At 39.8% G+C, this 26,333-nt stretch carries 25 protein-coding genes, 8 tRNA genes and 1 other RNA gene; 5 read left to right on the top strand and 29 right to left on the bottom strand.

From position 1 onward, the window contains the following. Positions 1-27: 27 nt before the first annotated feature. The gene (locus CLV38_RS00455) at positions 28-1,338 is read left to right on the top strand and encodes a Na+/H+ antiporter family protein (protein ID WP_106190059.1); all 1,311 of its coding nucleotides are present in this window, start codon (positions 28-30) and stop codon (positions 1,336-1,338) included. Positions 1,339-1,477: 139 nt separating this feature from the next. Here CLV38_RS00455 and fosX read toward each other — a convergent pair whose 3' ends face one another. The 6 genes from fosX to CLV38_RS00420 form a co-directional block, all read right to left on the bottom strand. Next, positions 1,478-1,879 (bottom strand): FosX/FosE/FosI family fosfomycin resistance hydrolase, encoded by a 402-nt coding sequence (fosX, locus tag CLV38_RS00450; protein ID WP_106190057.1) that lies wholly within the window; start codon positions 1,877-1,879, stop codon positions 1,478-1,480. Continuing rightward, on the bottom strand, positions 1,880-2,782 hold the full coding sequence (locus CLV38_RS00445; RefSeq protein ID WP_106190054.1) for a helix-turn-helix domain-containing protein: 903 nt from the start codon (positions 2,780-2,782) through the stop codon (positions 1,880-1,882). Positions 2,783-3,295: 513 nt separating this feature from the next. Further along, positions 3,296-4,420: a THUMP domain-containing class I SAM-dependent RNA methyltransferase gene (locus CLV38_RS00435; RefSeq protein WP_106190049.1), complete on the bottom strand. Its 1,125-nt coding sequence runs from the start codon at positions 4,418-4,420 to the stop codon at positions 3,296-3,298. 100 nt (positions 4,421-4,520) lie between these two features. After that, positions 4,521-4,895, bottom strand: an RNA gene (gene rnpB / locus CLV38_RS00430) — RNase P RNA component class B. A gap of 15 nt (positions 4,896-4,910) precedes the next feature. Continuing rightward, a complete protein-coding gene (gene gpsB / locus CLV38_RS00425) occupies positions 4,911-5,228 on the bottom strand; it encodes a cell division regulator GpsB (RefSeq protein ID WP_106190047.1) in 318 nt (105 codons plus the stop codon). 123 nt (positions 5,229-5,351) lie between these two features. Then, positions 5,352-5,930 (bottom strand): SLOG family protein, encoded by a 579-nt coding sequence (locus CLV38_RS00420; RefSeq protein WP_245920507.1) that lies wholly within the window; start codon positions 5,928-5,930, stop codon positions 5,352-5,354. Positions 5,931-5,976: 46 nt separating this feature from the next. On the opposite strand from CLV38_RS00420, the gene recU reads away from it, so the two are divergent. Together recU and CLV38_RS00410 are read left to right on the top strand one after the other, a co-directional pair. Beyond that, the gene (recU, locus tag CLV38_RS00415; RefSeq protein ID WP_106190044.1) at positions 5,977-6,603 is read left to right on the top strand and encodes a Holliday junction resolvase RecU; all 627 of its coding nucleotides are present in this window, start codon (positions 5,977-5,979) and stop codon (positions 6,601-6,603) included. Positions 6,604-6,732: 129 nt separating this feature from the next. Further along, positions 6,733-9,330, top strand: coding sequence for a transglycosylase domain-containing protein (locus CLV38_RS00410; protein ID WP_106190042.1), 2,598 nt, complete (start codon positions 6,733-6,735; stop codon positions 9,328-9,330). 132 nt (positions 9,331-9,462) lie between these two features. Here the strand turns inward: CLV38_RS00410 and CLV38_RS00405 are convergent, their stop codons facing one another. From CLV38_RS00405 to CLV38_RS00355, 11 genes are all read right to left on the bottom strand, one after another. Next, positions 9,463-9,660 carry a hypothetical protein gene (locus tag CLV38_RS00405; protein ID WP_106190040.1) on the bottom strand — a complete coding sequence of 66 codons (198 nt, stop codon included), beginning with the start codon at positions 9,658-9,660 and terminating at the stop codon, positions 9,463-9,465. A 109-nt stretch (positions 9,661-9,769) separates the two neighbouring features. After that, positions 9,770-9,841: transfer RNA gene (locus tag CLV38_RS00400), tRNA-Gln, on the bottom strand. A 6-nt stretch (positions 9,842-9,847) separates the two neighbouring features. Next, a tRNA-His gene (locus CLV38_RS00395) sits at positions 9,848-9,920 on the bottom strand. A gap of 58 nt (positions 9,921-9,978) precedes the next feature. Further along, positions 9,979-10,049 (bottom strand) — tRNA-Trp (locus CLV38_RS00390). Positions 10,050-10,056: 7 nt separating this feature from the next. After that, positions 10,057-10,137: transfer RNA gene (locus CLV38_RS00385), tRNA-Tyr, on the bottom strand. Positions 10,138-10,148: 11 nt separating this feature from the next. Next, positions 10,149-10,221: transfer RNA gene (locus CLV38_RS00380), tRNA-Phe, on the bottom strand. A gap of 21 nt (positions 10,222-10,242) precedes the next feature. Then, positions 10,243-10,314 (bottom strand) — tRNA-Glu (locus CLV38_RS00375). 17 nt (positions 10,315-10,331) lie between these two features. Beyond that, positions 10,332-10,418 (bottom strand) — tRNA-Ser (locus CLV38_RS00370). A gap of 8 nt (positions 10,419-10,426) precedes the next feature. Next, positions 10,427-10,499: transfer RNA gene (locus CLV38_RS00365), tRNA-Asn, on the bottom strand. A 104-nt stretch (positions 10,500-10,603) separates the two neighbouring features. Beyond that, on the bottom strand, positions 10,604-11,500 hold the full coding sequence (locus CLV38_RS00360; protein ID WP_106190037.1) for a diacylglycerol/lipid kinase family protein: 897 nt from the start codon (positions 11,498-11,500) through the stop codon (positions 10,604-10,606). 20 nt (positions 11,501-11,520) lie between these two features. Next, positions 11,521-11,952, bottom strand: a complete 432-nt coding sequence (locus CLV38_RS00355; RefSeq protein WP_106190035.1) for a Fur family transcriptional regulator — start codon at positions 11,950-11,952, stop codon at positions 11,521-11,523. Positions 11,953-12,106: 154 nt separating this feature from the next. Here CLV38_RS00355 and CLV38_RS00350 point away from each other — a divergent pair, with 154 nt between their 5' ends. Further along, the gene (locus CLV38_RS00350) at positions 12,107-13,234 is read left to right on the top strand and encodes an FUSC family protein (RefSeq protein WP_245920506.1); all 1,128 of its coding nucleotides are present in this window, start codon (positions 12,107-12,109) and stop codon (positions 13,232-13,234) included. A 53-nt stretch (positions 13,235-13,287) separates the two neighbouring features. Here the strand turns inward: CLV38_RS00350 and CLV38_RS00345 are convergent, their stop codons facing one another. The 7 genes from CLV38_RS00345 to CLV38_RS00315 all read right to left on the bottom strand — a co-directional run bounded on the left by CLV38_RS00345 (position 13,288) and on the right by CLV38_RS00315 (position 19,378). Further along, positions 13,288-14,130, bottom strand: coding sequence for an SGNH/GDSL hydrolase family protein (locus tag CLV38_RS00345; protein ID WP_106190032.1), 843 nt, complete (start codon positions 14,128-14,130; stop codon positions 13,288-13,290). Positions 14,131-14,234: 104 nt separating this feature from the next. Continuing rightward, complete coding sequence (gene ntdP / locus CLV38_RS00340) at positions 14,235-14,771, bottom strand: nucleoside tri-diphosphate phosphatase (RefSeq protein WP_106190030.1); 537 nt, start codon at positions 14,769-14,771, stop codon at positions 14,235-14,237. Between the two features lie 122 nt (positions 14,772-14,893). After that, complete coding sequence (gene mutY, locus CLV38_RS00335) at positions 14,894-16,054, bottom strand: A/G-specific adenine glycosylase (RefSeq protein WP_106190344.1); 1,161 nt, start codon at positions 16,052-16,054, stop codon at positions 14,894-14,896. A gap of 17 nt (positions 16,055-16,071) precedes the next feature. Further along, positions 16,072-17,028 carry a recombination regulator RecX gene (recX, locus tag CLV38_RS00330; RefSeq protein ID WP_106190028.1) on the bottom strand — a complete coding sequence of 319 codons (957 nt, stop codon included), beginning with the start codon at positions 17,026-17,028 and terminating at the stop codon, positions 16,072-16,074. A 303-nt stretch (positions 17,029-17,331) separates the two neighbouring features. Next, positions 17,332-17,580, bottom strand: coding sequence for a hypothetical protein (locus CLV38_RS00325; protein WP_106190025.1), 249 nt, complete (start codon positions 17,578-17,580; stop codon positions 17,332-17,334). Positions 17,581-17,604: 24 nt separating this feature from the next. Then, positions 17,605-18,477 carry an SDR family oxidoreductase gene (locus CLV38_RS00320; protein WP_245920505.1) on the bottom strand — a complete coding sequence of 291 codons (873 nt, stop codon included), beginning with the start codon at positions 18,475-18,477 and terminating at the stop codon, positions 17,605-17,607. A gap of 25 nt (positions 18,478-18,502) precedes the next feature. After that, complete coding sequence (locus CLV38_RS00315; RefSeq protein ID WP_106190022.1) at positions 18,503-19,378, bottom strand: prolipoprotein diacylglyceryl transferase; 876 nt, start codon at positions 19,376-19,378, stop codon at positions 18,503-18,505. 358 nt (positions 19,379-19,736) lie between these two features. On the opposite strand from CLV38_RS00315, the gene CLV38_RS00310 reads away from it, so the two are divergent. After that, positions 19,737-20,504: a helix-turn-helix transcriptional regulator gene (locus CLV38_RS00310; protein WP_106190019.1), complete on the top strand. Its 768-nt coding sequence runs from the start codon at positions 19,737-19,739 to the stop codon at positions 20,502-20,504. Between the two features lie 64 nt (positions 20,505-20,568). On the opposite strand, the gene CLV38_RS00305 is transcribed toward CLV38_RS00310, so the two are convergent. From CLV38_RS00305 to hisS, 5 genes are all read right to left on the bottom strand, one after another. Beyond that, positions 20,569-21,510, bottom strand: a complete 942-nt coding sequence (locus CLV38_RS00305) for a tocopherol cyclase family protein (RefSeq protein WP_106190017.1) — start codon at positions 21,508-21,510, stop codon at positions 20,569-20,571. A gap of 4 nt (positions 21,511-21,514) precedes the next feature. Continuing rightward, positions 21,515-22,177: an NAD(P)H-hydrate epimerase gene (locus tag CLV38_RS00300; protein ID WP_106190014.1), complete on the bottom strand. Its 663-nt coding sequence runs from the start codon at positions 22,175-22,177 to the stop codon at positions 21,515-21,517. Between the two features lie 75 nt (positions 22,178-22,252). Further along, positions 22,253-23,149: a deoxyribonuclease IV gene (locus CLV38_RS00295; protein ID WP_106190012.1), complete on the bottom strand. Its 897-nt coding sequence runs from the start codon at positions 23,147-23,149 to the stop codon at positions 22,253-22,255. A gap of 1 nt (position 23,150) precedes the next feature. Continuing rightward, the gene (gene aspS, locus CLV38_RS00290) at positions 23,151-24,935 is read right to left on the bottom strand and encodes an aspartate--tRNA ligase (protein ID WP_106190010.1); all 1,785 of its coding nucleotides are present in this window, start codon (positions 24,933-24,935) and stop codon (positions 23,151-23,153) included. Positions 24,936-24,949: 14 nt separating this feature from the next. Continuing rightward, entirely contained in the window at positions 24,950-26,239 is a 1,290-nt protein-coding gene (gene hisS / locus CLV38_RS00285; RefSeq protein WP_106190007.1) for a histidine--tRNA ligase, read from the bottom strand. Between the last annotated feature and the right edge of the window lie 94 nt (positions 26,240-26,333).

The raw sequence follows: 26,333 nt of genomic DNA, 5'->3' as shown, positions 1-26,333 counted from the left end.
TTTGAAAAATAACAAAGGAGTGAAAAAGTGTTAACAAACCCTGTATTAATATCAGTCGTTGTCATGGTCGGGTTATCTTTATTTAAACTCAATGTCCTTCTCGCATTAATCGTTGCCGCTATCGTAGGTGGATTAACTGCAGGCATGTCGTTGATCGATACGATGGAAACCCTTATCGGAGGTATGGGTGGTAATGCAGAAACTGCGCTGAACTACATATTATTAGGAGCCCTCGCTGCAGCCATTCATAAAACCGGCGCTGCAAAAATCATTACTCAGAAATTATCCAAGAGCATGAAAGGCACAGGAAAAACGCTAGTATTCATCATAGCCTTTATCAGTATGTTCTCTCAAAATCTGATTCCTGTTCATATTGCGTTTATTCCAATCCTTATTCCACCACTTATTGCCGTGATGAATAAACTTAAAATCGACAGACGAGCAGTTGCAACTGCTTTGACTTTTGGTTTAAAAGCAGCTTATATCACAATACCTGTAGGATATGGTCTGATTTTCCACAACCTCATTCGGGACGAAATGGCTCTTAGTGGCATGGACATTGGTGACATTGAAATCTGGCAGATACTTTGGATCCCGGGTCTTGCAATGCTTGTTGGTCTTCTTATCGCTGTACTGATCACCTACCGTAAACCTAGAGAATATGATGATGAAACGGGTACACGTTTCGGCTACAAAGAACAAGAGACAGAAGAAGTCGTATTGAATAAATCTCACATCTTTGCCCTGATCGGTGCGGTCTCTGCCCTAGTTGTTCAACTGGCAGTTGGATCACTCGTATTAGGAGCCCTTTTAGGTCTAGCAATCATGATCGTCGGTGGCGCAATAAAATGGACCAACCTCGACGGAATGGTCAAAGACGGCATAAAAATGATGGGCTTCATTGCCTTCGTCATGCTCGTTGCTTCAGGTTACGGGGATGTTATCCGTGAAACCGGTGGTGTTGAAACATTAGTTGAATCAGTAACCGGCATTATTGGAGACAGTCAGTTACTTGCCGCTACAGGAATGATCGTACTCGGACTATTTATTACCATGGGTATCGGGACATCATTCGGGACTATTCCCATCATTGCAGCTATTTATGTACCACTGACATTTGAACTAGGATTCAGTCCTGCAGCTACAATTTTACTGATTGGTTCTGCGGCAGCTTTAGGAGATGCAGGTTCCCCCGCTTCTGACAGTACACTTGGACCCACAGCCGGTCTTAATGTGGACGGACAACATGATCATATTTGGGATACCTGTGTTCCAACCTTTTCTCATTTCGATATTCCCATCATGATTTTCGGAATCATCGGAGCCGTTATCCTTTAAGTTCATCAGCTAACTAAGCGTCTGATTATTTCACACTATTAAAGACCGACAAGATTCTTACTAATCTTGTCGGTCTTTAATTTATTATCTGATCTTATCATCCAGACATATTTGCTATAAGAATTTACCGCTCACTAATCTAATTCTGGTAAGCTTCCAATCGTTCTTCGAGTGTACCGGTATGCAGCTCAAACAGGTTGTTGTCATAGTCATAAAAATATAGGGATTGTCCCTCTCCGCTTATTCGCGATCTGGAGGGTTTCATTTCAAGATTCACCTTTTTTATTTTTCTCTCAAAATCAGACAGGTCTTGAGCCTTTATTTTAAATGCAACGTGATGATATGTTCTGTTAACTGTTTCCTCATTTTCCATGATAACAATCCACTGATCTCCAATCAGATAAAATAGTTCCTTTGAAATGGAAAAGGTCTTATCTCCACTGTCATACACTTTTTTAGCGTCAAAAACAGTTTCCAATAACTCGGCTGTCTTTTGTAGATTTTTTACGACAAATGTTATATGACTGATACCTTCTACCATCTATTCGTCCTCCATTAAACAGTCAGTTATAGAATCGGACTGTTTCTTGTTCAAGTTGACCGCTTCTTGAAGGTCGATCAGTACCATGGCTCTATACTGCTCATTTTTTTCCATCTTAAAAATAATTAGTGCGGTCTTATAGGCTTCAATCGATTCCTCGTATTCTTTAAAATAAGAAAACAATATCCCCTTTAGCCAGTATAATTTCCCAAGCGATAGCAGAGAGTGCTGTTCAACGATTATATCAATGCCCTGCTGCGTTACCGCCAGAGCTCTTCTGAACTGCTTATTTTCTTTAAGTGAAAAAGCTAAATTATAAATCAGTTTAGCACTTGTATCAATAGAAGTCTGTTTATGCTGCATTAGATTGGCTTTTTCAAAATAGCCAAGTGCTATTTCCGGTTCAGATATATGGGAATAGATTGAGCCAAGACTATTTGTTATATTAATCGCCAAGTCAGTCTGTTTTATTTTCTCCAATGGAATACTCTCTAGCGTCTCTATGGCCTGCTTACTGTTCCTATCTTTAAAGAAATAGAGCGAACCAGACACCCATTCGAAAAAATAGATATCTTCCAGGGCAGTAGCCAATTTAATTAAGTCTTTATTAGTTTCCATCAGCATGTCAACTCTGTCCATATGTGAGTGATTCAATTCTTCGTGTATCATTTTTTTTAAATTTATTAAGAAGTTATCTTCCGAATAGGTCGATTCTTCCCCATAAAAATAGGACACTGTCACTCTTAATTTTCTAGCTAATTTTTCGATCAAATTACCGTTAGGTTCAAGGTCTCCTCTCTCAATTTTACTGATCATTGCTTGAGTACAAACGTTTTCAGCTAATTCACCCTGAGTCATATTTAAATTTTTCCGTCTTTTTCTGATCAATTCTCCGACACCCAATACTATACACCACCATTTCTCTTGATTATTTACATCATTAGTATATACTAAAAATATAATTAAATAAACCGTTTGTAATAATTACTATTAAAAGGGAGTGTAACCTCTTATGTTAAAGAAAAAAAGTGTCTCTTACCATGAGCATGCAACATGGTGGGATAGGAATGAAGAAAAATTGCTCATTTACTGTTTTATATCGATGATACTACTCCTATTAGCTCCCTTTTTTCTGATAAAAATTGTTAATGACATTATCTGGCTTGGTATCATTTGGATTAGTTTATTATTTAGTCATTCATTTATTTTTTATATCTGTATGTCACGAACAGAAGATTTACATTGAGCTTTTTAGGGTATGACTTAATCTCATTTCAAACTAACTGTATAAATACTCTAGAGTCGTTCTTGGAAAGAACAAATGAGTCAAAAAAAAAGGGCTGAAAGGTACCCCCAAAAAGTTAGATTCTTCACTCTAACTTTTTGGGGTCAGCACCAAACCTCAGCCCTTTTTTCTTATTTACGTTTTCCCCAGTACTGGAAGTAATCCGTACGAAGGTAACCGTTATACAATTTACGTTTTTTAGTAGCTCTTTGGCCAAAATGTTCTTCGAAATCTAAATCACTGGTGATGATGTATTTACTCCATGTTGTAAGAGGTCTAAAAGCTTCTCCCATATCACGGTAAATCTGATAAGCCTCTTCAGGGTCTCCCAATCGTTCACCATATGGCGGATTCGAGACGATGATCCCAAATTCTTTATCTGTCGTAAAGTCTTTCACCTGCAGTTGCTTAAACGTGACACTATGTGACAGACCCGCTTCAAGAGCATTTGCTTTCGCAATCTCAATCATGCGCCCGTCTATATCTGTTCCTAATATATCCAGTTCGATATCATAATCGGCCTGCTCTTCTGCATCCAAACGTACTTTCTGCCACATTTCCTCAGGCATCCAGTCCCACTCTTCACACAAAAAGCTGCGATTAAAACCTGGTGCTATATTATGACCAATTAAAGCCGCTTCCAAAGGGATTGTACCCGATCCACAAGTTGGATCTACAAATGGACGATCTTTACGCCAGGTTGTCAGCATGATTAAAGCAGCTGCCATATTCTCTTTTAAAGGCGCTGTCCCTTTATCAATACGGTAGCCACGCTTGAATAAACTCGGACCTGTCGTATCGATAGTCAACATGACTTTATCATTTCTTATGGCCACTTCAATAGGAAATTTAGCGCCTGTTTCAGGCAGCATCCCGCTTCTGTGATACACATCTTTAATTTTATCTGCAATTGCTTTGTTTACGATACGTTGAACATCAGGGACGCTGTATAATGTTGATTTGATTGATTTACCACTAACTGGAAAAGCAGAATCCATCATCAGATAGTCATCCCACGGTAAAGCTTTAGTCTGCTCAAACAAATCATCGAATGTTTTGGCGGTAAATTCTCCGACGATTATTTTTACTCGGTCTGCTGTTCGCAGCCAAAGATTCGCTTTTGCAATATCTTCTTTTCCACCTTCGAAACGCGCACGTCCATTTTCAACTTCGACGGTGTAGCCCATATCTTTCAGTTCGTTCCCAACAAGTGCTTCTATTCCACTTGCCGCTGTTGCCAGTAATTTATAAGTCATTCTTCAGACACCTCTCTTATACTAATAGTATGCACTATTTAGCTGTTGACGTAAAGAAATCCTCTCTAAATTAAGAGAGGATTTCAGTCACTATGTACATCACTGTAAGCCATGTTCTGTCTAGAAAAGACGGTGAAGTCGATTCAGAGATAACCATCTGTCTGTATGAGGGTTACTCATACCTCTTCTCTCTGTTCATTTCCAGGAGAAAAGTGCCCCTACCATATGTTTGGGTTGCTCACTCGAGGGGTTTACCGCGTTCCACCAATAGCGTTTCCCCTATTGCTTCGTCACTGTGGCACTTTCAAGGGTACTCAAGCTTAGGTTGCCCCTTAGCTCTTTTTCCTGCCGTCATCTCAATCACTTGAGAGCCGCAGCTTATGATTTCGCTGCGCACGAACACTACAAGCATCGCAGCTTGTGTGAGCATGGACTTTCCTCACAACTGAAAACAGCTGCGCGATTATCCGTGATGTACATTATTTAATTGTTAGTCGTTATCTAATTTAGAACCGAATACATGACGCTCCAGATTCGATAACCGTTTAAGTATGTCAAAGTTTGTCACGTTTGAACCAGGTTGGCTTTGACCCTGTTTTTGAGTCGTCATCTGTTTGGCCTGCTCATCAAGCTTGTCGAGCAGTCGATTATTCTCAGACTTCAATTTATCCAGTTCATTTTGAAATGATTCATAATCTCTGATGACAACATCTAAGAATTCATCCACTTCAGTTGGATCGTATCCACGAACTTTGGTTTTGAAATCTTTTTCTAAAATTTCTTTTTGAGTCAATTCTCTACTATCCATTCCTACACCTCATCTATTGTCGATAATTATGATTATTTAAACACCTTTGTCGAATATCTATACTCTTTTCAACTACACCACTATTATACCAAATTTAACACTGAAAGTGAAGATAACAGTCAGTTATTCTTCTTCCAATTCGGTAACGAACCACTGCAGTTCGTCAAAGGCGATCAAATCGATGTCATAAATAGTATTTTCCTGATAGGCTTTGGCCTTGTCATAATAAAATTTCACTTTGCCTTCATGTTCAGTATCGTAAAACAAAAGACATCCGTCCGTATTTCTCATGATAAATTCCTGATGATTCTTAAGCTGGCTTGGATTAGAGTACTCACTGTTGGATGTGTAATTCAAATAATCTGCCTTTTCCACAATAGAATTAAAAAGGGCCTGGTTCTTCTCATTCCATTTGCTCTGAAAACCAGTATATGGCAAAAGTATGGCTAATTTCAGTTCGGGATAATCCTTTTTTAATTTTAAAACCACCTGCCCTACCCATAATTCTGTGCCAATATTTCCTGAGATGATAACCCATTCAAGTCCCTCATAGATGTATTCAGTTAGTCTTTTCTCGAAGAAGAGTTTAATGTAGTGAAGTTTAGGATCGTCTTCAGTAAAGACGGATACTTCATATGAACGGTAGCCGCTGACATATAAATTTTTGATAAACTTTCCCCTCCAATCTAGGTTTCGAAACAATTGTTTGGTAAACTGTACTTAATCTTGCTGTAAGGGTGTGAAGCTATTGAGAATCCGTTACCCTAATGGTAAACCTTATCTCACTAATGATGACAAAAAGAAACCAAAAAATCAACTCACAAAGAAAAAAACCTCTTATAGTAATCGGGGAATGACACTGGAAGAAGATATTAATAAGACGAATGACTACTACTTATTAAGAAAGCTTGCTGTTATTCACAAAAAACCGATCCCTATTCAAGTGGTCAATGTCAATTATCCTAGTAGAAGTGCGGCAAAAATTACAGAAGCCTATTATAAAAAGGCATCGACCACTGATTACAATGGTGTCTACAATGGGTACTATATTGATTTTGAAGCCAAGGAAACCAAGAACAAGACCTCTTTCCCTCTCAAAAATTTTCATGACCATCAGCTTTCTCATATGGAAGCCTGTGTCGACCAGGGAGGCATGTGTTTTGTAATCATAAGGTTCACCACACTGAACCGGGTGTTTTTACTGGACTTTCCCGTTCTGAAAAAATGGTGGAGACAACAAAAGGATCCGGATGGAAAAAAATCTATTCCATTTAAGGCATTTGAAACAGATGGGTATGAATTGAAGTATTCACTTTCCCCCCGTCTCCCCTACCTCGATATAGTCGATAGGCTGATTAAACAGAAAGATTCTTAAGAGATGTTTAAGAAAAAAGCAACGCTATTGACTGGATTTTAATAATAGTGTAAAGTTCTTTTTTGATATAGAAATACAAGTAAGATTACCCCTAGCTATTACTTTCTGCTAGAAGACAAGGAGCCTAACATGTCACAGAATAATCAAGTTTCACGAAAAGACTATAAGAAAAAGAAAACTGATAAACAGCCAGAGAAAAAAGGAAATGCGGGGAAATGGATTAAACGAACCATTCTCACTCTTTTCACGCTTGTATTGGTAGCAGTCATTGCTGGCGGATTACTGTTTGTATACTATGCAGCAAGTGCACCGGAAATGACCGAAGACGATTTGCTCGGGACATTTTCATCAGAATTAGTTGATAAAGATGGTGAAGTCTTCTATACCTTAGGGGCTGAAAGCAGAAATTTCGCTAACCCGGATGAATTTCCAGAAGTGATGATCAATGCTATGACAGCAATTGAAGATCAGCGTTTCGATAGCCATATGGGAGTCGATCCAATTGGAATAGCCCGGGCAGCTGCAGGGTTTATCACGAACCGTGGACAGATCTCTGGCGGAGGAAGTACGATCACTCAGCAGCTAGTCAAATTATCAGTATTCTCAACTGCAAGAGAAGATCAGACGCTGCAGCGAAAAGCTCAAGAAGCATGGCTGGCAGTTCAGCTCGAACGTCAATTATCAAAAGAACAAATTATGTCTCTTTATTTAAATAAGATTCATATGGCGGGCAATGTTTATGGTGTTGCTACTGCATCTGAAGAATACTATGGAAAACATGTCAGTGAACTGGAGATTCATGAAGCAGCCCTATTTGCCGGGATGGCTCAAGCTCCTAACCGCTTCAACCCTTACGTTAATCCAGATCTGGCAGAAACTAGACGAAATGTCGTTATTTCTGTCATGCGTAATGAAGGCATGATATCTGAAGAAGAAGCAACAACCGCTATGAACACGCCTATAGATGAAGGATTGATCGAACTCAGCCAGGAAGAACGTAATACACTGGTTTTCGACGCCTATTTATGGAATGCAATTGCTGAGGTCGAAGATAAAACAGGACTTAACCCTTCTACTGCCGGACTCGTAATTGAAACGAATCTCGACATGGACGCCCAGCAGCGCGTATTTGATGTATTGAATTCAGACGAATATGTTGACTTTGTTAATGAGGATATACAAGCGGCTGTGTCTCTGGTAGAAGCTGAGACCGGTAAAGTAAGAGCTCTAGGTGGAGGCCGTAATCAGCAGGGTCAACGTGAACCGGACCGTACTACTCAGATAAAACCCGTCGGTTCAACTATAAAGCCCCTAACAACTTATGGCCCGGCAATTGAATCACTGCAATACTCAACATATCACCAGATTACAGATGAAGAATACAGTTACCCAGATGGAACACCTTTAAGAAACTATGATAGAGAATATAGAGGTCAAATCAGCTTGAGAGAAGCCTTGGTCGATTCACGAAACATTCCTGCCGCTAAAGTAATGAATGAAGATCTGGAAACGAGTCAGATTGAAGAGTTTGTTGAAAACGTTGGATTGGATATAGAACACTTTTCAAATGAAGGCACTATAGTTCCTTCAAACGCTATCAACGCCTCTACTACCCCGTTGCAGTTAGCAGGATCCTATGCCTCTTTTGCCAACGGTGGTAATTATACAGAACCTTATACTGTATCTAAAGTGATTACTCAAGATGGTCAGGAAATAGATTTGACTCCTGAAACGAATCAGGCTATGTCTGATTACACTGCCTACATGATAACCGATGTTTTAAAAGATGTTGCAGCTAGTCAGTACAATACAGTTGGCATTGCGAACCTGCCGCAAGCTGGTAAAACAGGAACGACAAATTTTTCTACGGATGAACAGGACCAGTACGGTTACCCTTCCGACAGTGTGCCTGACTCCTGGTATGTTGGGTATACCCCTAATTATTCATTATCTGTCTGGACTGGTTATGACAGTCGAGCTAAGGGATATCTGAGTTTTAATGATGGGACAAGACAAATACCGCGTCACATCTACCGTGAAATAATGGCTTACGTGTCAGAAGGCACGGAAAATAGTGATTGGTCCAGACCCTCTTCTGTTACTGAAGTAGCTGTTGAAGATGGATCTAACCCAGCTCAGTTACCTGGTCCCAACACCCCATCCAGCGCTATTGTTTCAGAATTATTTGTCAGTGGAACAGAACCTACCGAGGTGTCCAGATCGTTTGGCGAAGAGTTGTCAGCACCGTCTGGATTAAGTGCAGATTACGATGAAGAAGCAGATGAGCTGACCATTAACTGGGATGAATACCAGCTGGACAGTGAAGATGAATCAGTTTCTTATAATTTATCTGTCAATGGACAGTCAACTAGTCTATCCAGTACGGAAACAAGTATAACAGAACCTCCTACGGGCTCCTTAACGATCACCCTATCTGTTTCTGCATTCGGAAACACAGGACCTGAATCTTCAATTTCTATCACTATTCCTGAAAGAATAGATGAAGAAGAAGAGGAAGAAGAACCTGAAGAGGATCTAGAAGAAGAACCTGAAGAGGAACCCGAAGAAGACGAAGAAGATACCGAAGAAGAGCCACCGGCGTCAGAGCCTGATCCTTCAGATGATGAGGAAGAAGATGTCCCGGAGGAGACGCCTGAGGAAGAAGAACCTGAAGAAACCGAAGAGCCTGAGGAACCTGAGGAAGAACCAGATGAAGACGAAGAATAAATTGAATTGATTAGTTAAGACCGTCAGACTATGCAGGTTCACACCTTCATAGTCTGACGGTTTTTACATAGCCTCTGTTCTCTTTCTAAATAATGTAAAAATAAAGCGCATGTGTCAGATGACACGTGCGCTTTATTCATTGTCTTCATCGTTAAAACGAGACCCAAAAAACCATTTCCCTTTTATTCCTCTAATCCCAATAAAAATATTCCATATACCGATCAATATGCCAATGCCTCCGATAATCGGATCATGCAGGACGATAAATCCAGATAAAAGTAAGATAATAATGCCCATTGTCAATAAAAATATCCCATGTTTTTTAGTCATACTACTAGCTCTTTTCTGTCTATTAGTTGATATAAATAAAACTCAATGCTTTTGCATTGAGTTTTATTTATTTGATTCCAGAGTAGTCTAACCAAACCGGAACCTTTTACTGGGCTACTAGGGATCGAACCTAGGAATGACGGGATCAAAACCCGCTGCCTTACCGCTTGGCTATAGCCCAATCAAGGGCGACTGATGGGGTTCGAACCCACGAATGCCGAGACCACAACCCGGTGCGTTAACCACTTCGCCACAATCGCCATTTTACTATTCTAAGCATACCATATTTTATTAACTATTTCATACATTAAATAGTAACAGGGGTAGCAGGAGTTGAACCCACATCGATGGTTTTGGAGACCATAGTTTTACCATTAAACTATACCCCTAACAAAATGGAGGGAGTAGGATTCGAACCTACGAACCCGAAGGAGCGGATTTACAGTCCGCCGCGTTTAGCCACTTCGCTATCCCTCCAATAAAACTAGTGGCGCTGGACAGAGTCGAACTGCCGACACACGGAGCTTCAATCCGTTGCTCTACCAACTGAGCTACAGCGCCATTTCTCTTACTTATTTCATATGACCCCTACGGGATTCGAACCCGTGTTACCGCCGTGAAAGGGCGGTGTCTTAACCGCTTGACCAAGGGGCCCGAAAATCAAAAAGCAACGGAGAATGAGGGATTCGAACCCTCGATACGGAAAACCGTATACACGCTTTCCAAGCGTGCTCCTTCGGCCACTCGGACAATTCTCCATAACAAACTCCACAAGTAGGGCTCGAACCTACGACATCATGATTAACAGTCATGCGCTCTACCAACTGAGCTATTGCGGATAAGTTAGGCGTTCAGCAACTCTTATATCGTAGCACGGTGCAGTACAATTGTCAACGACCTAAATTAAAACCGGGTTATCAAATTGGTAAAAGTTTTGGACTCATTACTGTAATTTGGGGGTTAAGACAGTAATAAATGAAGGTCTCACTTTAATATTGAGAGGAAATTCCGGGCCTTTTTCTCCATCCATCGCCACATGTGTTTGCTTGTTTTTTAAAAGCATAGTTGCCTCTTTAAAAGAATCAATGGTTACTTCTGACGGAACAGATTCTTCATTGTCACTTAACAATTTAGAAAAGATTGCAATCTTCTGCCCGAAACTCGTTTGTTTGATCATGAAAAGATGAAGACGTCCATCATCCATTTCAGCGTCTTCGAAGAAATGAGGGATACCCAGTATATTATGAGACGATCCAATCAGCATCAAACTCACTTCTTTAGTATGAGTTTTACCATCGATAGTCATTTCTAATGTGTGGGTCTCTTCATTTCTTAATGACTTCAATCCTTCAATAAAATAAGCAAGAGATCCATACCGTTCTTTCATATCGTCGGATACTTCCCAAACCGTCTCAGGGATCGTACCAGCTGAAATGGAGCTCATAAATAAACGCCCATTTACTTCACCGACGTCTGTTTTCCGTTCTTCACTATTAATCAGCTGATCGAGAACATTTCCTATAGGCAACTGTATGCCGAGGCCTCTCGCTACATTGTTAACCGTACCTGTAGGAATGATTCCAATTACCGGAGAATAGGACGTATGATTCAGCGCATTGATCATTTCTGATACAGTCCCATCTCCCCCGATAATAATAAGGTAATCAGTCTCCTCCTGGCTGGCTAAAGCAGTATACTTAGTAATATCACTTTTCTGTTGAGTAAGTTTAATCTCACATTTCCACCCAATTTCAGTAAACCGTTCTTTAACATATTGTGCATATTCCTCGCCATTCTTTTTACCCGAGGATGGGTTTGCAATTATCACTGCGGTCTTCATATATATGCCTCTATTCTTCTTTAATTCTGTGTTCCCTGACAGTCCGGGCACAATCCGTATATTTCCAGTCTATGTGAGGTTACATCGAACCCTGTCAAGTTGCTTGCTACAACCTCAACATCATCCAGACCAGGATAATAGATATCCTCTATTTTCCCGCAGTTTGAACAAATGGCATGATAATGTTCAGTTGAAGCAAAATCAAATCGGCTCGAATTATCGCCATACATCATTTCTTTAACTAGTCCAAGCTCTGTAAACAGTCTTAAATTATTGTAAACAGTAGCTACACTCATACTTGGAAAGCGGCTCTCTAATGCTTTATATATTTCGTCTGCTGTCGGATGATTGTCCTGATCAATAAGGTACTCTAATATAGCGTGCCTTTGTGGTGTTATTCTAATATTATTGAACTTTAAACGTTCAATAGATTGTTCTACTAAATAGCTCATCCTTATCAGCCCTTTTGTATATATTTCAATTATTTAAACAATTTTGAATGCTGTCCTATATACCCAAATGATACAGTTTTTAAGCGTTTTTTGCAAGAATATGTCAGTTCAGTTCTGAAATAAAGTTAAAGTTTACAGCCGTTTGTAGTATACTATGACTAACAAAAAAATTAAAGGCAGTGAATTATATCTTATGAAAATCGGAGCTAGAACTTTTAAAACAAGTATAGCTGTATTCTTGTCATTACTTATTACCATAACAATAGGCTTTGAAGAAGGTGCTTCGTTAGCTGGCATTTCAGTCGTCGCTTCCATGCAGCCTTCTGTAAAAAAGTCATACAACACACTAGTTGATCGGCTGGTCGCAAATACGCTGGGTGGATTTGTAGCAGTGCTGATGGCCAGTGCCTTTGGGACATCACTAGTCATCATAAGCTTTGCGACGGCTATATTAATCGCTCTCCTGCATCAGATGAAGCTGAATAATGTGATTGGGTTATCTACTATGACACTGATTATTATTATGCTCTCAACTGATGGGGACATACTGACTAATGCGACTGTTCGGGTTTTGGCTACGTTTATTGGTGTAGTCGTTGCGTTTGTTATTAACCGGTTTATCCTGCCGCCCAATTACGAAGAAAAACTTTTTCACCTGACCAATAGAGTCACCGATGATCTGACACGCTTTACACGAGTCAGTCTTCGAAAAAATGTACAGTATTCGCTGATGCGCGCCGACTTGATATCCATTGAAAATTCAATAATGGATATGAAAAAAATGCTTGTTCTGCTTCAGGACACTCAATGGAGTAGATGGTTCAGGCGTAAAGATATTCCAGTAACTCGTTTGCTTGTTGTATACAGACAATTTATTCGTACCACCGAGTCGGCTTATAATCTGGTCAAGACATTGCATCATTCGGAAAATGTTTACAACCACTTTCCTGAAGAACTGCGGGTATTACTTAGAGAACGTCTGGAAACACTGATGTCCGCTCATGAACAGATCATATTGAAATGGAATGGACGTATCCTTCCCAAAGAAGTTAATTTTATAGCCTACAAAGCTGATTTGAGGATTACGTTCATGCAGTCTTTTTTCAATGAAGCAAGTCTGGAATCTTATCTTGAAAATGATTATGGACAGAGTAATACCGTTATCCATTTGATGTCAGCAGTTTTGATTTATGAAGAAAACCTTCAGCATTTAAATAAACTCGTCAGTAGTTTTAAAATCAATCATAAGGACAATGTTTCTACTGTTCGTTCACTACATTAAAAAAAGTAACCCTTCAACCACCATTAGCACAAAATGGTTGGAGGGTTACTTTTTTAGTCTGCTGTTTCGCTTAAATGGCTGTCGACGATTTCAGCTGCCAGCTGCTGTCCTTCACTAGTTAAAGAGTCACCATTCTCGTTGTAATATGACTCCAGACCAGCCTCCTGTGCTCTCTCTGTAAAGGTTGCGTGTAAAGGAACAAGCGACAGGTTATTCGTTTCAACTATTTGTCTCATCCGGTTCAAATAGCTGCGGTAATCAAGCGATCGTGAATTAAGCTGATCGATTTCCTGAAGGACGGGATAAGGTTCAACTACAATGAGTTCAGAGTCTTCCAGAGCAGAGAGGCTATTCAACACACTGGTCATATAAGTCTCTGTTTCAGCCAATCCGATATCTCTTATTTTATCGGGTAAAGCGGGCATGCCGTATATAACAAAGTCTGGAGATTCTTCAATCAAAGGACCCACTGTCTGCTGAATATATAATTCATAAGAATCAACGCCAGGGTATGTGAAGTCAAGTAATTCAGCAGTATATGTAGTATGATTCTCAATGTTTGCTGTAATTGACTCGACCCACTCTTCAGTCAAGTCGATATCCCCATAAAATGCAATGGAAACCGCCTCATTGACCATAGATAAATAATCCAATCTTTCATAATAGGATAGAGTCTCTACTCTATTTTCATACTCTTCCAGATTACTCTCTCTATCTTCGGGTAGTTCAGCAGAAAGTGATGCTTCTTCTTCTTCGATAACCTCAGTACTTTCATATTCAGATGACTGTTCTTCACTCATTTCTTCTCTCTGATTTGCAGCGTATCGTGTACCAAAAAATATAGTCAAAATACAGGCAATCAGTAAAACAGGGATTGTTACTATGCTTTTTTTCATATTCGGTTTTCCTTTCTATGTAAAGTAGCTATACTCTCTGGTCCAATAACATAAGGAAACAGTAGAAGACTGCTTGAGTCAATCTACTGCCCTGTCCATCACAATCACTTTTTGCCAGTAAGCTGCTTATACCTGTCATACCATAAATCGACATACCCATCTGAAAATGGTCCCTTTTCCTCGTTGATCCATTCTACAAGAATTTTAATATGCTCTTTCAGAATTAAATCAATTTCTTCAGGGTAATCCCATTTTTTTCCATGCTCTTCATATTCATCAACATCCAGTAGCCTTTTCTCGCCGTCCGGGAATACTTTTACATCTAAATCATAATCGATGTATTTTGCCCCTTCTTCGTCGATCAAGAATGGAGATGCCATATTACAGTAATACGAAGTCCCTTTTTGTCTAATCATTGTGACAATGTTGAACCAGTAATGTTTATGAAAATATACAAGTGCCGGCTCTCTTGTCTTCCATCTTCTACCATCGGATTCAATAACAAGGGTGTGGTCATTACACCCGATCAGTGCGTTCTCAGTCGTTTTCAAAACCATCGTATCGCGCCAGGTCCGGTGTAAGCTGCCATCATGTTTATAGCTTTTGATTGTGATGAATTCTCCTTCTTTTGGAAATTTCATCTTTGTACCAACTCTCTAATCATTTTAGAAAAAGTATAGCTTATTTCCCAAATCTCAAGAGTAATTATATCATAAAACAGTCTTGAAAGAAGAACGTTTAGGAAAATTACTCGGGATTCGGTTTAAAATAGAGTAATTGTATTGATTAGTTCCCATACTTTTTGAGTTGGAACAGGAAAAGCTGTTTCTGAAAATTGGTCTGGATGAATGTAACTGGTTTGTTTAGCCATAGTGTGTTCATTCACTATCTGACCCTTGTAGATGTTCAAATACCATTTCAAGCGTGAAAAGACGTGTGTATAGGTTCCCTTCATTTCATTGTCTAATTCAATGGTCAACCCATACTCATCTTTGACCTTTTTGTATAATCTGGTCATCTCAGGTTCTGACAAGCCATCGGTTTGACTGGGAAATGATTTCCATTCATCCTCTTTTAAGTCCGCTTTGCTGATCATGATAAAGGACCACATTCCTGCCAGTACCCCTTTGCTTCCTCTTCTTTCAAAAAGGTACTCGCCTTTATTATTAGAGAGGGCCAATACTATATAGTCTTCTTCTTTGACCTTTTTCTTTGATTTCTTGATGGGATACTTCATCCACGTTTCATTTAAAAAAGACGCGTTAAATTCTTTAACTGGACTATTTTCAGGCTTGTAATTTTTAGGCGTACATATAGTAGCACCTAGGTCCATCAATGCCTGATTAAAATCGCCCGGGCGTTCTCTGTCTATTAAAATCCGGATCATCTCTTCGAAAACTAATCGATTAGATGGTTTTCCAATATCTAAATCGAGTTCAAACAAGCGACTCAATACACGCATGACGTTTCCGTCTACAGCAGGCTGAACTTTATTGAACGCTATACTGCTCACCGCTCCAGCAGTGTACGGTCCGATCCCTTTTAGCGACAGGATATCTTTGAAATCATCCGGAAATATTCCATTATGCTCAGCAACAATCTGGTTAGCCGCTACTTTCATATTTCTGACTCTCGAATAATAGCCTAAGCCCTCCCACAATTTCAGGAGGGTGTCTTCGGAAGCCTCAGCCAAATCTTTCACAGTCGGTAAAGTAGTAACAAACCGATTATAATAAGGGATGACAGTATCTACCTGGGTTTGCTGGAGCATGATTTCGGATACCCAGATATAATAAGGGTTTGATGTGTGTCTCCACGGCAAGTCGCGCTTGCTGTCATCGTACCAGCTCAATAAGGTTTGTCTAAAACGGGAGATTTTAGCTTCATCCCACATCGCTATGTTATGCTCTTCTATTTTAGTCAGTTTTGGTGCTTTTTTTGTCACTGCAATTCCTCTTTTTCTTCGATAAACCGGTCGATCATTTCTCTCGGATATCCTTTTGAGTACAAGAACGTTTTAGTCCGGCTAATCAGATCATAACCAGAGTGTTTACGTGAATATCTAGTCCATGCTTTTTCACCCTGCATCTCCAGGGCTTCATACTCTTCATCGTCTGACTGATCGATTTCCAGTTCATCCAAAGTTGTTTGAATCACATCTGAGTCAAACCCATGTGTCATCAACTGTTCTCTAATTTTCTGAGTCATTTCTCTACTTGACTTGTTTCTTTGTCTGTTCAGTACTTTTTCGGCTAATTTTGATGCATTTTCCTGCTGTTTATCTCCGCTGTATTCATCCAAACCTGTTAATACATCTCCTTTTGAAAGCCCCTTTGTAAAAAGAGTCCTTTCGATTTTTTTAGGTCCTTCCAACTTTAATAAACTGTTGGTCCGAACAAAACTCTTCGCATATTCTTCATCATTGATCAGACGATTTGTCTTCAATTTCTCAATGATCGGTTCGATACTCTGATACTCTTTTTTCTTAAGATAATCTACGATTTCTTTTTCCGACCGCATTTTGAAATTCAAGTAATGAAGAGCAGCCTGATACCCTTTGCTTAACTCCCCTTTTTCCCTAAGTTCCTCGATTTCTTCTTTCGTCAGTTCTTTTCCTTTGATCAATCGGTACTGGACTAATAAATTATCATCTACTGGAAAAGCATATTCATCATTAATATAAATGTTGAATCTGTTTTTAGCCTTTTGGGCTTGTACTTTTGTTATCTCGTACTCTTTGTAAGACGTTTTTCCTTTTGCCGGTAATCCTTTTTGATCTGGAAGGTCCCTCTTTTTTTTGACAGTTCCTTTTTTTGAGTACTCTGAATGGCTAGAGGGTATAACTGGGCCTAATTCAATAAAATTCGATTCCTTTTTTCTATTCTTATCTTGGTTCAACTCTCATCCTCCTTCATTCATTACTTTACAAGTATAGCACTTATGCCTCTATATTTTAATGGTTCGAACATACATTCTTTATTTATTCCATTTGAAAACAATTTAAACCACAGTTTACTTTGCCATCAAAAGGCTCAATCACATTTAGAGTGTCAGTATAAAAAATATTTCCCAATCTTCTTGAAGCAGTAGAACGCTCTATCTGCAAAAATAAGATTCCAAGATCCCATTATTTTAAATTATAAAAAGACCAGAAGCTGTATGAAGACAGCTATTCTGGTCTCTTAATGATTTAAATCTATCTCATTCAGGTCGTTCAGTCGATTCATTCTCTTCATCAGGATTCAGGTCCAACTCTACTTCGTTCCCTACAGTGTCTCCTTTAGCTTTTTCAGCTACTTTTTCTTCACTCAATTTATCTTTGTTTGCACGATCCTTGATATAGCCGAGTGGTGCTGATGTATCAGGAGATACGACCTGATTGTATGCCGGATCTGATTTGCCTTTTTCACTATTAAAATTGGGTCTTTTAAGTTCATTATCTTTAGACATAAAATCATTCCTTTGTATTGGATTTTACCCGTTTACAATGACTCCGCCATTAACATGAATCGTCTGGCCAGTCACATAACTAGAATCATCAGAAGCCAGGTAAACATAAGCAGGGGCCAGCTCGTAAGCTTCACCAGGTCTTCCTAAAGCGCCATCTTTACCCCAGCTTTCTAAAGCATCCTCAGGGAAAGTAGACGGAATAAGTGGTGTCCAGATTGGGCCAGGTGCAACAGAGTTAACTCTTATTTTTTTATCTGTGATTTCCTGGTTCTGTGACAATGATCTTGTAAATGACACACGCGCCCCATTAGTACCGGAGTAATCCATCAAAGTAGGATTCCCTTTGTAAGCCGTGATTGAAGACGTGTTGATAATTGAAGCACCCTCGGTTAAATGCGGTAAAGCCGCTTTAATAAAGTAGAACATACTGAATACATTTGTACGGTATGTTCGGTCGATCTGTTCCGCTGTAATATCCATTATGCTCGACTGATAATGCTGCTCTCCTGCATGGTTGACCAACACGTCGATTTTCCCCCAGGTCTCTACAACTTTATCAACGACTTCATTGGCATATGCTTCGTCTCCAACGTCTCCCTTGAAGACAAGCACTTCAGCTCCGATTTCTTTCAACCGGCTTTCTGTGCGTTTGGCATCATCATCTGAAGAATGGTAAGTGAATGCCACTTTAGCACCCTCTTTAGCATATAATATCGACGTTGCAGCGCCAATACCTGAATCGCCGCCTGTTACAATGGCGACTTTACCTTTCAGTTTGTCAGCTGGTTTATAAGAGTCCGATTCAATTACTGGTTCACGGTCCATATTTTTGGATTCATCATTCATTAGATAATCTTTCTTCGGTTTTTGAGTTTTCACTTTATCCTGTTCAGTCAATTTAATTCGCTCCTTGTCATTTAATTTATTCTTCTGATTTCATTCCTGATTCTTCTGACTGCTCAGGGTAATTGGCGTCAGATTCAGGAGCCTCCGATTCCTCAGACGGATCTTTTTCTTCTTTATCATCCGTATTTAGTGGGCTCTTAGCTTCAGGTCTCACAACACCTTTGGCTATTTTATTTCCATGACCATGTTTTGATTCTTCTGCATCAACTGTTTCTTCTTCACCAGTTAAATCAGGGTCTTCTTCTTTATTCTGCTTAAGATCTTCACCGTCTGGTTTTTCATCACTTGACGAATCTGAATCTCCTTCAGCAGTATTATCCTCACGCATGTTCTCAGCCTGACTGGGATCTATTGACTCAGTTGTCTGTTTTGATTCAGATGTTTTCACATCTTCTGGATTATTGTCTTTATTTTTTATAGCGTCTTCCTCTTCTGAGTTGACTTCATCTAGTGGTTGATTTTCTTTATTATTGTCTACCATGTCATTTCTCTCCTTCATTACAATCTCTTCATTAACTTCAGATAGTTCTGTACTTTTCGGTGCATCACTGTCGGCCAGCAGAATAATTTCTCCCTCTTTTAATGCATCCATATAATGGTCAGCCTGATCATGCGGAACGCCATAATCTTCCAGTATAGAGTGAGAGGCTTTGCTGTCGTATGAACCAAATGAAAAAGTATCTTTGATTTTTTCCCAGACAGTCTCTTCCTCCACTTCGACCTGCTCGATATGAACTTCTTTAAATGTGTTCAGTCTTTTATTATAATCTCCATGTTTATCTATTACTAAAGTCAGTTCGTCTGAAGCATAATCTTCCTCTTCAATCAGTCGTTTGACTTCAATGACCGTATCTTCTTCATTTGTAAACGTCCCGAGTATGTGACGATCCATTCCCTCACCCTTTCATGACGATTGTCATATTTTGTTCAAATATCTACAGTCTTTATGTTATCACTGTATTAAAAAGTTGTAAAAGAAAACGTCCTTTCACTACAAAATCCAAACTTATAATTATTAATTATGTATATTTATTAATTTATGCAATGTTCAGTATTTAATAATCATTCTAATGAAATGATTCATTTATAATGCTTATTTGCTAAAAAAATTAATATCCTCCTGTTTTACCAAAAATAAACGATGAAAACAAATGTTTTTTATACAAATAATGTTTTTTTCCCCATCAATTATGGTATATTTAACATAGAAGATGTTATTAAATATAGCATATGGGGAAGGATTATGTCTTATGAAGAATCATGAGAAAAAAGAAGCCTTGAGAGAAGTACGTATAAACAAGCTTAAAGAACTCACAAGTGATGCAATGAATTACCGTTATCTGATTCAAGACCAGTTATCTGACGCTATCACAGCAGGCAATAGTCAGCAGCTTGAAGAGACGCTTACACTAGTCAATGTTAAGGAAGTCCTGAATTATATAGAAGCAAATAACGTTGGCGACCTTACTGACCGCTTTAAAAGTCACTTGGTCACAGTAAATACCTACGCACGCATTTCCGCAAAAAATGGTGGTGTCTTACCGCTCTATCTACATTTGATTTTCGAACGCTTTTCAATGATCATCAAAGATACAGATTCTCTAGACTATTTAGTGGATCACGTCTATTTTGAAATATTTAGAGAATACTGTCACGCCGTTATCCATTTCTCAACTTCCGGTTATTCGACAGTTATGAAAGAAATTGTCAGTTACATTACAGAAAATCTGACCGGAGAACTGACACTGACAAACATCGCCTCTATTTATGGTATGCATCCCGTTCATTTAGCCCGTAAATTCAAGCAGGAAACGGGAAATACATTTATTGGGTATGTTAATCAGCAACGTGTGTATCTTGCCAAGTACTATTTCCACTTAGGTGAACACCAGCTGAGTGAAGTCGCTAATCTGGCAGGATTTAACAGTCACTCTTATTTCACAAAAGTATTTAAAAAAATTACTGGCCAGACGCCGACGAAGTATTTAAAAGAACTTCCCGATCGGGAAAAAGTTTGACCAACTAAAAAAAGGATGTCGTTTAGAACGACATCCTTTTTTGTATGCTCATAAGTCTTGACTGTCAAGACCAGTTGACGAGCTCTGCTGCACCATTATGACTGTGTAACTGACTATTCTCTCCATTCCTTCTACTAAAATCAACTGTTATATCCGACTTAACTGTTTCTTTTATGGGGTAATCCATTCCTGCATTCATTGGAGCGATGAGTTCTCTTCCATTTGAAAGACTGACGCTCACTTCAAGCCGTTTGAAGAGATCAGTCAATATTACAGTGTAACCAGACTGGTCCTCATTAACAGCCACCTTAAGGATAGAACCTGAGTAAGAAGCAAAGCGGTGTTCTCTCTCTCCATCATGATAGATTGCTATCGCGCCGTTTTTACTGAATGGGCCTTTATCTACTTTCGCAACGGATAAGAACAGGGTAGCGTCATGGTTTTCAGCGAATCCGTTTGAATGAGCCCAGACATACTTGTCAGGAAACGTGCTGCCTCTGTCCTTTTCAATATACCCCGCTCCTTTTTCGATTTCGATCTTTTCTCCATTTATGACGACCGTCCCAGTCACTCGATGTTTCATACTGATGATATCATGTGAACACGGCATGTTTAAATATTCCAGCGGCCCCATGATACTTGGCGCGTATAGGGATTGTTCGATGGGTAGAAACAATCCAAAATCAAGATCAAGCATGATGTGATCGGACTTGTTTTTCAGACTAGCTTTAACGCCTTTTTCATTAAATACAAATTTAGGCATGACGATGTTCTGAGGATAGCCTACAATCTCAAATTCATCTCGTCTGAACGTGATTTTACCGCTGAAATCTTGTTCTTTATAAACAATATTATACTGCACAAACGACTCATCCTTTGAAAAATGCGCTACTCCAGGAATCAGCGCAATAGACAGGTCATTCTCCTTATCTGTGCTTTTGATGTACCAGCCTTCAAAGTAGTTCTCTGTTTTATTATGTCCTAGAAAATCAAATCGATTAGCCATTACGTTACTCACTCTCCAATAGGTGCTGATAGAATTTTGCTTCAGGATATCCGATAGCCAGGGTTTTTATTTCTCCGGTGAATGGTCTGCACTGATCATTGTCAAACCCTTTCTTCCAGAATCCTATAGTGTAGGTTTTTTTAGCCCTAACAGCTTCATTATAGACTATTCCTGTATCTGCCGACAAACCAGACGGTATATCAACTGCTAATATGGTTGCAGTTGACTGATTAATCGCCTTTATGACGGAAAGATAAGGATCTTTAACCGCTCGGTCCAGGCCGATTCCAAAAAGAGCATCTATAATAATAGCTGGTTTTTGCTCGGACAAATCGGCATCTGATTCACTGATCGTCATTTCCAGGTGTCTGGCAATTATCAGCTGAATATGTGTCTCTTCTGAGGCTTTTGATAGATCCCCTATTACATGAAGTGTGACTCGTTTACCGGACTGGTGCAATAATCTGGCAATAGCTACGCCGTCACCCCCATTGTTTCCTGTTCCACAGACTACGATGAAGTTCTCATTGTCATCATACTCACTGAGAACAGCTTCTGTCACCGAGAGTGCTGCTCTTTCCATTAACACTACTGATGGTATACCGATTGAGTTGATAGTGAAGTGATCGATTGCTTTAATTTCTCTGGCACTTAATCCTCTGACCATTATCAAAACCTCCTTAAAACGTACGTTAAGTATAACAAAAAGGAGTTTGCACGCATACAAACTCCTTTTTGGCTTTCAGCTATTTAATATGATGTCGAGTAATTCAGGATTAAATGTTTTCTCTCTAAGCATAGCTATTTCATACTTATAAGGTGGTTTCTTATTTTTCTTGTCTTCCCCAACAAATGGCGTTTCAAGTATTTTGGGTAAATGAGCCAGTTTAGGATGATGAACGACCTGATTTAGTGCTTCAAAGCCAATTTCGCCGAACCCAATATTAGCATGCCGGTCCTTGGCTGCTCCCTGACTATTCTTAGAATCATTGATGTGAATGACTTTCAGCATATCCAACCCGATAATACGGTCAAACTCCTCAAGTACACCCTCGAAATCATTTCTGACATTATAGCCGGCATCATGTATATGACACGTATCCAATGTCACTGAAATCTTATCTTTCAACTCAACTTTTTCTATAATACGGGCTATTTCCTCAAAAGAGCGCCCGATTTCTGTTCCTTTACCCGCCATCGTTTCCAGTGCGATTTGCAGCGTCTGGTCCTTATGCAGGATTTCGTTCAATCCTTGGGCGATCTGATCAATTGCCGGTTCAACTCCTGCGCCTACATGAGCGCCAGGGTGCATCGTCATCTGGGTAGCTCCCAGTGCTTCAGCACGCTTGATCTCTTCCTTCATGAACTCGACAGCAAATGCATAGTTTTCTTTTTTGATTGTATTTCCTAAATTGATGATATAAGGTGCGTGCACAACGATGTCAGATACACTGATGTCATTTTCCGACATAAAGGCCTGCCCTGCTTCGATATTCATCTCTTCTATCGCTTTGCGTCTCGTATTTTGAGGAGCACCTGTATAGATCATAAATGTCGTCGCACCATATCCGGCTGCCTCTTTTGCAGCACCTTCAAGCATATGTTTCCCTTTCATTGATACATGTGAACCTAAAAGCATGTTATTCCTCCGTTTTTTCAATACTTTGAAGAGCCAGCTTCAATTCATCCAGCTGAGCCTGAGCTACTGGGGATGGTGCATTTGTCAATGGATCAACAGCTTTCCCATTCTTAGGAAAGGCAATGACTTCTCTAATATTCTCTTCATCAGCTAAAATCATGACTAATCGGTCCAGTCCAAATGCAATACCGCCATGTGGTGGGAACCCATAATCTAAAGCATCCAGTAAAAAGTCAAATTGATTTTGTGCTTCCTCTTTTGTAAAGCCCAATGCTGTAAACATGTCTTCCTGCAACGCTCTCTGATGGATACGAATAGATCCGCCTCCGATTTCATAGCCGTTCAAAACGATATCATAGGCATCAGCCATGGCTTTCTCCGGTGCAGTTTTCAGTAATGGAATGTCTTCTTCAACCGGTCTAGTGAACGGATGATGGGCAGCATTATATCTGCCTTCTTCTTCATCATATTCAAGCAGTGGCCATTCAACAATCCAGGCAAACGCTAGTTTAGATGTGTCGATCAAGTCAAGCGCTTTTCCTAAATGGCTTCTTAATGCGCCTAACGAATCGTAAACAACCTTATCTTTATCTGCTACAAATAACAGTAAATCTCCTGCTTCTGCATCCATCTGGTCAAGTAGTGCTGACTGCGCTCCTTCGTCACTGAAGAATCTGGCTATCGGACCCGTCAGTCCTTCTTCGGTCACTTTCATCCAGGCCAGGCCTTTTGCACCATAAATTTTTGCAATCGACTCAAGTGCATCAATCTTTTTACGGGAGAACTGATCTGCAGCGCCTTTAACAGCTAATCCTTTAACCATTCCTCCAGATTCAACAGCAGAAGAAAACACTTTAAATGAAGAGCTTAGAGCCACTTCTTTTAAGTCAACGAGCTCCATATCAAAACGAAGATCCGGTTTATCACTTCCGAAACGCTCCATTGCTTCTTTAAAAGTCAAACGAGGAAACGGTGAGTTGATGTCGATGCCTTTAACATCTTTTACCAGTTTGACTAGCAGATTTTCCATAGTTGACTGGATATCTTCTTTATCGGTAAAACTGGTCTCAATATCAACCTGTGTAAACTCAGGCTGTCTGTCTCCTCTTAAATCTTCATCTCTAAAACAGCGAACGATCTGGTAGTATTTATCAAAGCCGGAACTCATCAGCAGCTGCTTGAACAACTGAGGGGATTGCGGCAATGCAAAGAATTTCCCTTGACTCATTCGGGACGGGACTAAATAATCTCTCGCACCTTCAGGAGTCGACTTAGTCAGATAAGGTGTTTCGATATCCAAAAATCCTTGGTCATCTAAGAAGTCTCTAAATGATTTCTTTACAGCATGTCTTAATTTCATATTCGCCTGCATGCGCGGACGTTTCAAATCAAGATAGCGGTATTTCAATCTCAAATCATTTGATACTTCAACGGCATCGCTGATGTCAAAAACAGGTGTTTTGGACTCACTCAGGATCTCGATCGAATCTGCTACTATTTCAACGTCACCAGTCGAAAGGTCTTTGTTTATTTGTCCTTGAGAACGTAACACAACTTTACCTGTTACAGAGATGATATACTCTGAACGGATTTTTTCAGCCTTGTTCAACGCCTCTTCACTGATTTCTCCATTAAATACGACCTGAACCACGCCTTCTCGGTCTCTTAAATCGACAAAAATCATTCCGCCTAAATCCCGGCGTTTCTGAACCCACCCTTTAACAGTGACAGTCTCCTGTTCATGTAATGGCCTGACTTCCCCACAGTACATCGTTCTTTTCATTATAATAATCCCCTTTTTTATTTACTCGTTAACTTAGCATAAACTTGTTCAAATTGAGTATAGACATCATTCAAAGACAGCTCACTCTGGTCTCCACTGTTCAGATCTTTTACCTGTACAACGCCTTGTTCGATTTCATTTTTACCTAAAGTAAAGACCAGCTTTGCATTCAGTTTATCGGCAGTTTTAAATTGCTTTCCTGCTTTCCTGTCCATAAACTCACGCTCAACAGATAGACCGTTCTGTCTCAAAGCGTATGCCAGTTTATTGGCTTCACGGTTTGCTTGCTCACCCATTGTCACGATATAGGCATCCAGAGGATTCAATTCAGGATAAGCATAGTCCATGTGATCAAGCAGCAGGACTAACCGTTCCAGACCAAATCCAAATCCAAATGCTGGCGTTTCCGGTCCACCGACTTCTTCTACTAATCCGTCGTACCGTCCCCCTGCACAAATTGTCGCATTGGCTCCGAATTTCGGATTCGTAGTGATGACTTCAAATATCGTATCGTTATAGTAGTCAAGGCCTCTTACCATATTTGTATCGATTTCAAACGGAATATCCAAATCAGTCAGCATATCCTGAACAGCCTTGAAGTGAACAAGAGACGCTTCATCCAGATACTCAAGGATCGATGGTGCATCCTTGACGATTTCCTTATCTTTTTTATCTTTACTGTCCAGTACTCTCAGTGGATTTTTGTATAATCGCTCCTGAGAATCCTTGCTCAGCTCTTCAAAGAAAGGCTCAAGGTACTCTATCAGCGCTTCGCGGTACTGCTGTCTGGATTCAGTGCTTCCAAGAGAATTGATAACCAGTTTTAAATCAGTTATTGCATACTGCTTGAATAAGTCCATAGACAGAACCATTGTTTCCACATCAGTCGCGGGGTTTCTGCTCCCGAAGACCTCTACACCTAGCTGGTGAAATTGTCTTTGTCTACCGCTTTGCGGGCGCTCGTATCTAAACATGGGGCCGATGTAATACAATTTAGTCGGTTTGTGGTATTCAGGACCATATAGTTTGTTTTCCACAAATGACCGAACGACGCCGGCTGTCCCTTCAGGTCTAAGGGCAATATGACGATCGCCTTTATCCTTAAAGTCATACATCTCTTTGGTAACGATATCGCTAGTTTCCCCAACACCTCTAGCAAATAACTCCAGCTGTTCAAACATAGGGGTTCTGATTTCATTAAACTGGTATTTTTTTAAAAGTGATTTAGCCTTTTCTTCGATGACCTGCCACTTTTTAGTCTGTTCAGGCAGCAGATCCGCTGTCCCTTTTAATTTTTGATAATTCATAGCTTAGTCCTCCGCTCTTTATAGTTGATTTTTCCATAAAAAAAACCCTTTCCTATTCACTATTGAATAGAAAAAGGACGTGTCTGTTCACGTG

The sequence above is a fragment of the Alkalibacterium olivapovliticus genome (assembly GCF_003003275.1).
Classification (GTDB): domain Bacteria; phylum Bacillota; class Bacilli; order Lactobacillales; family Carnobacteriaceae_A; genus Alkalibacterium; species Alkalibacterium olivapovliticum.
This window is presented reverse-complemented; position numbering and strand designations above follow the sequence as displayed.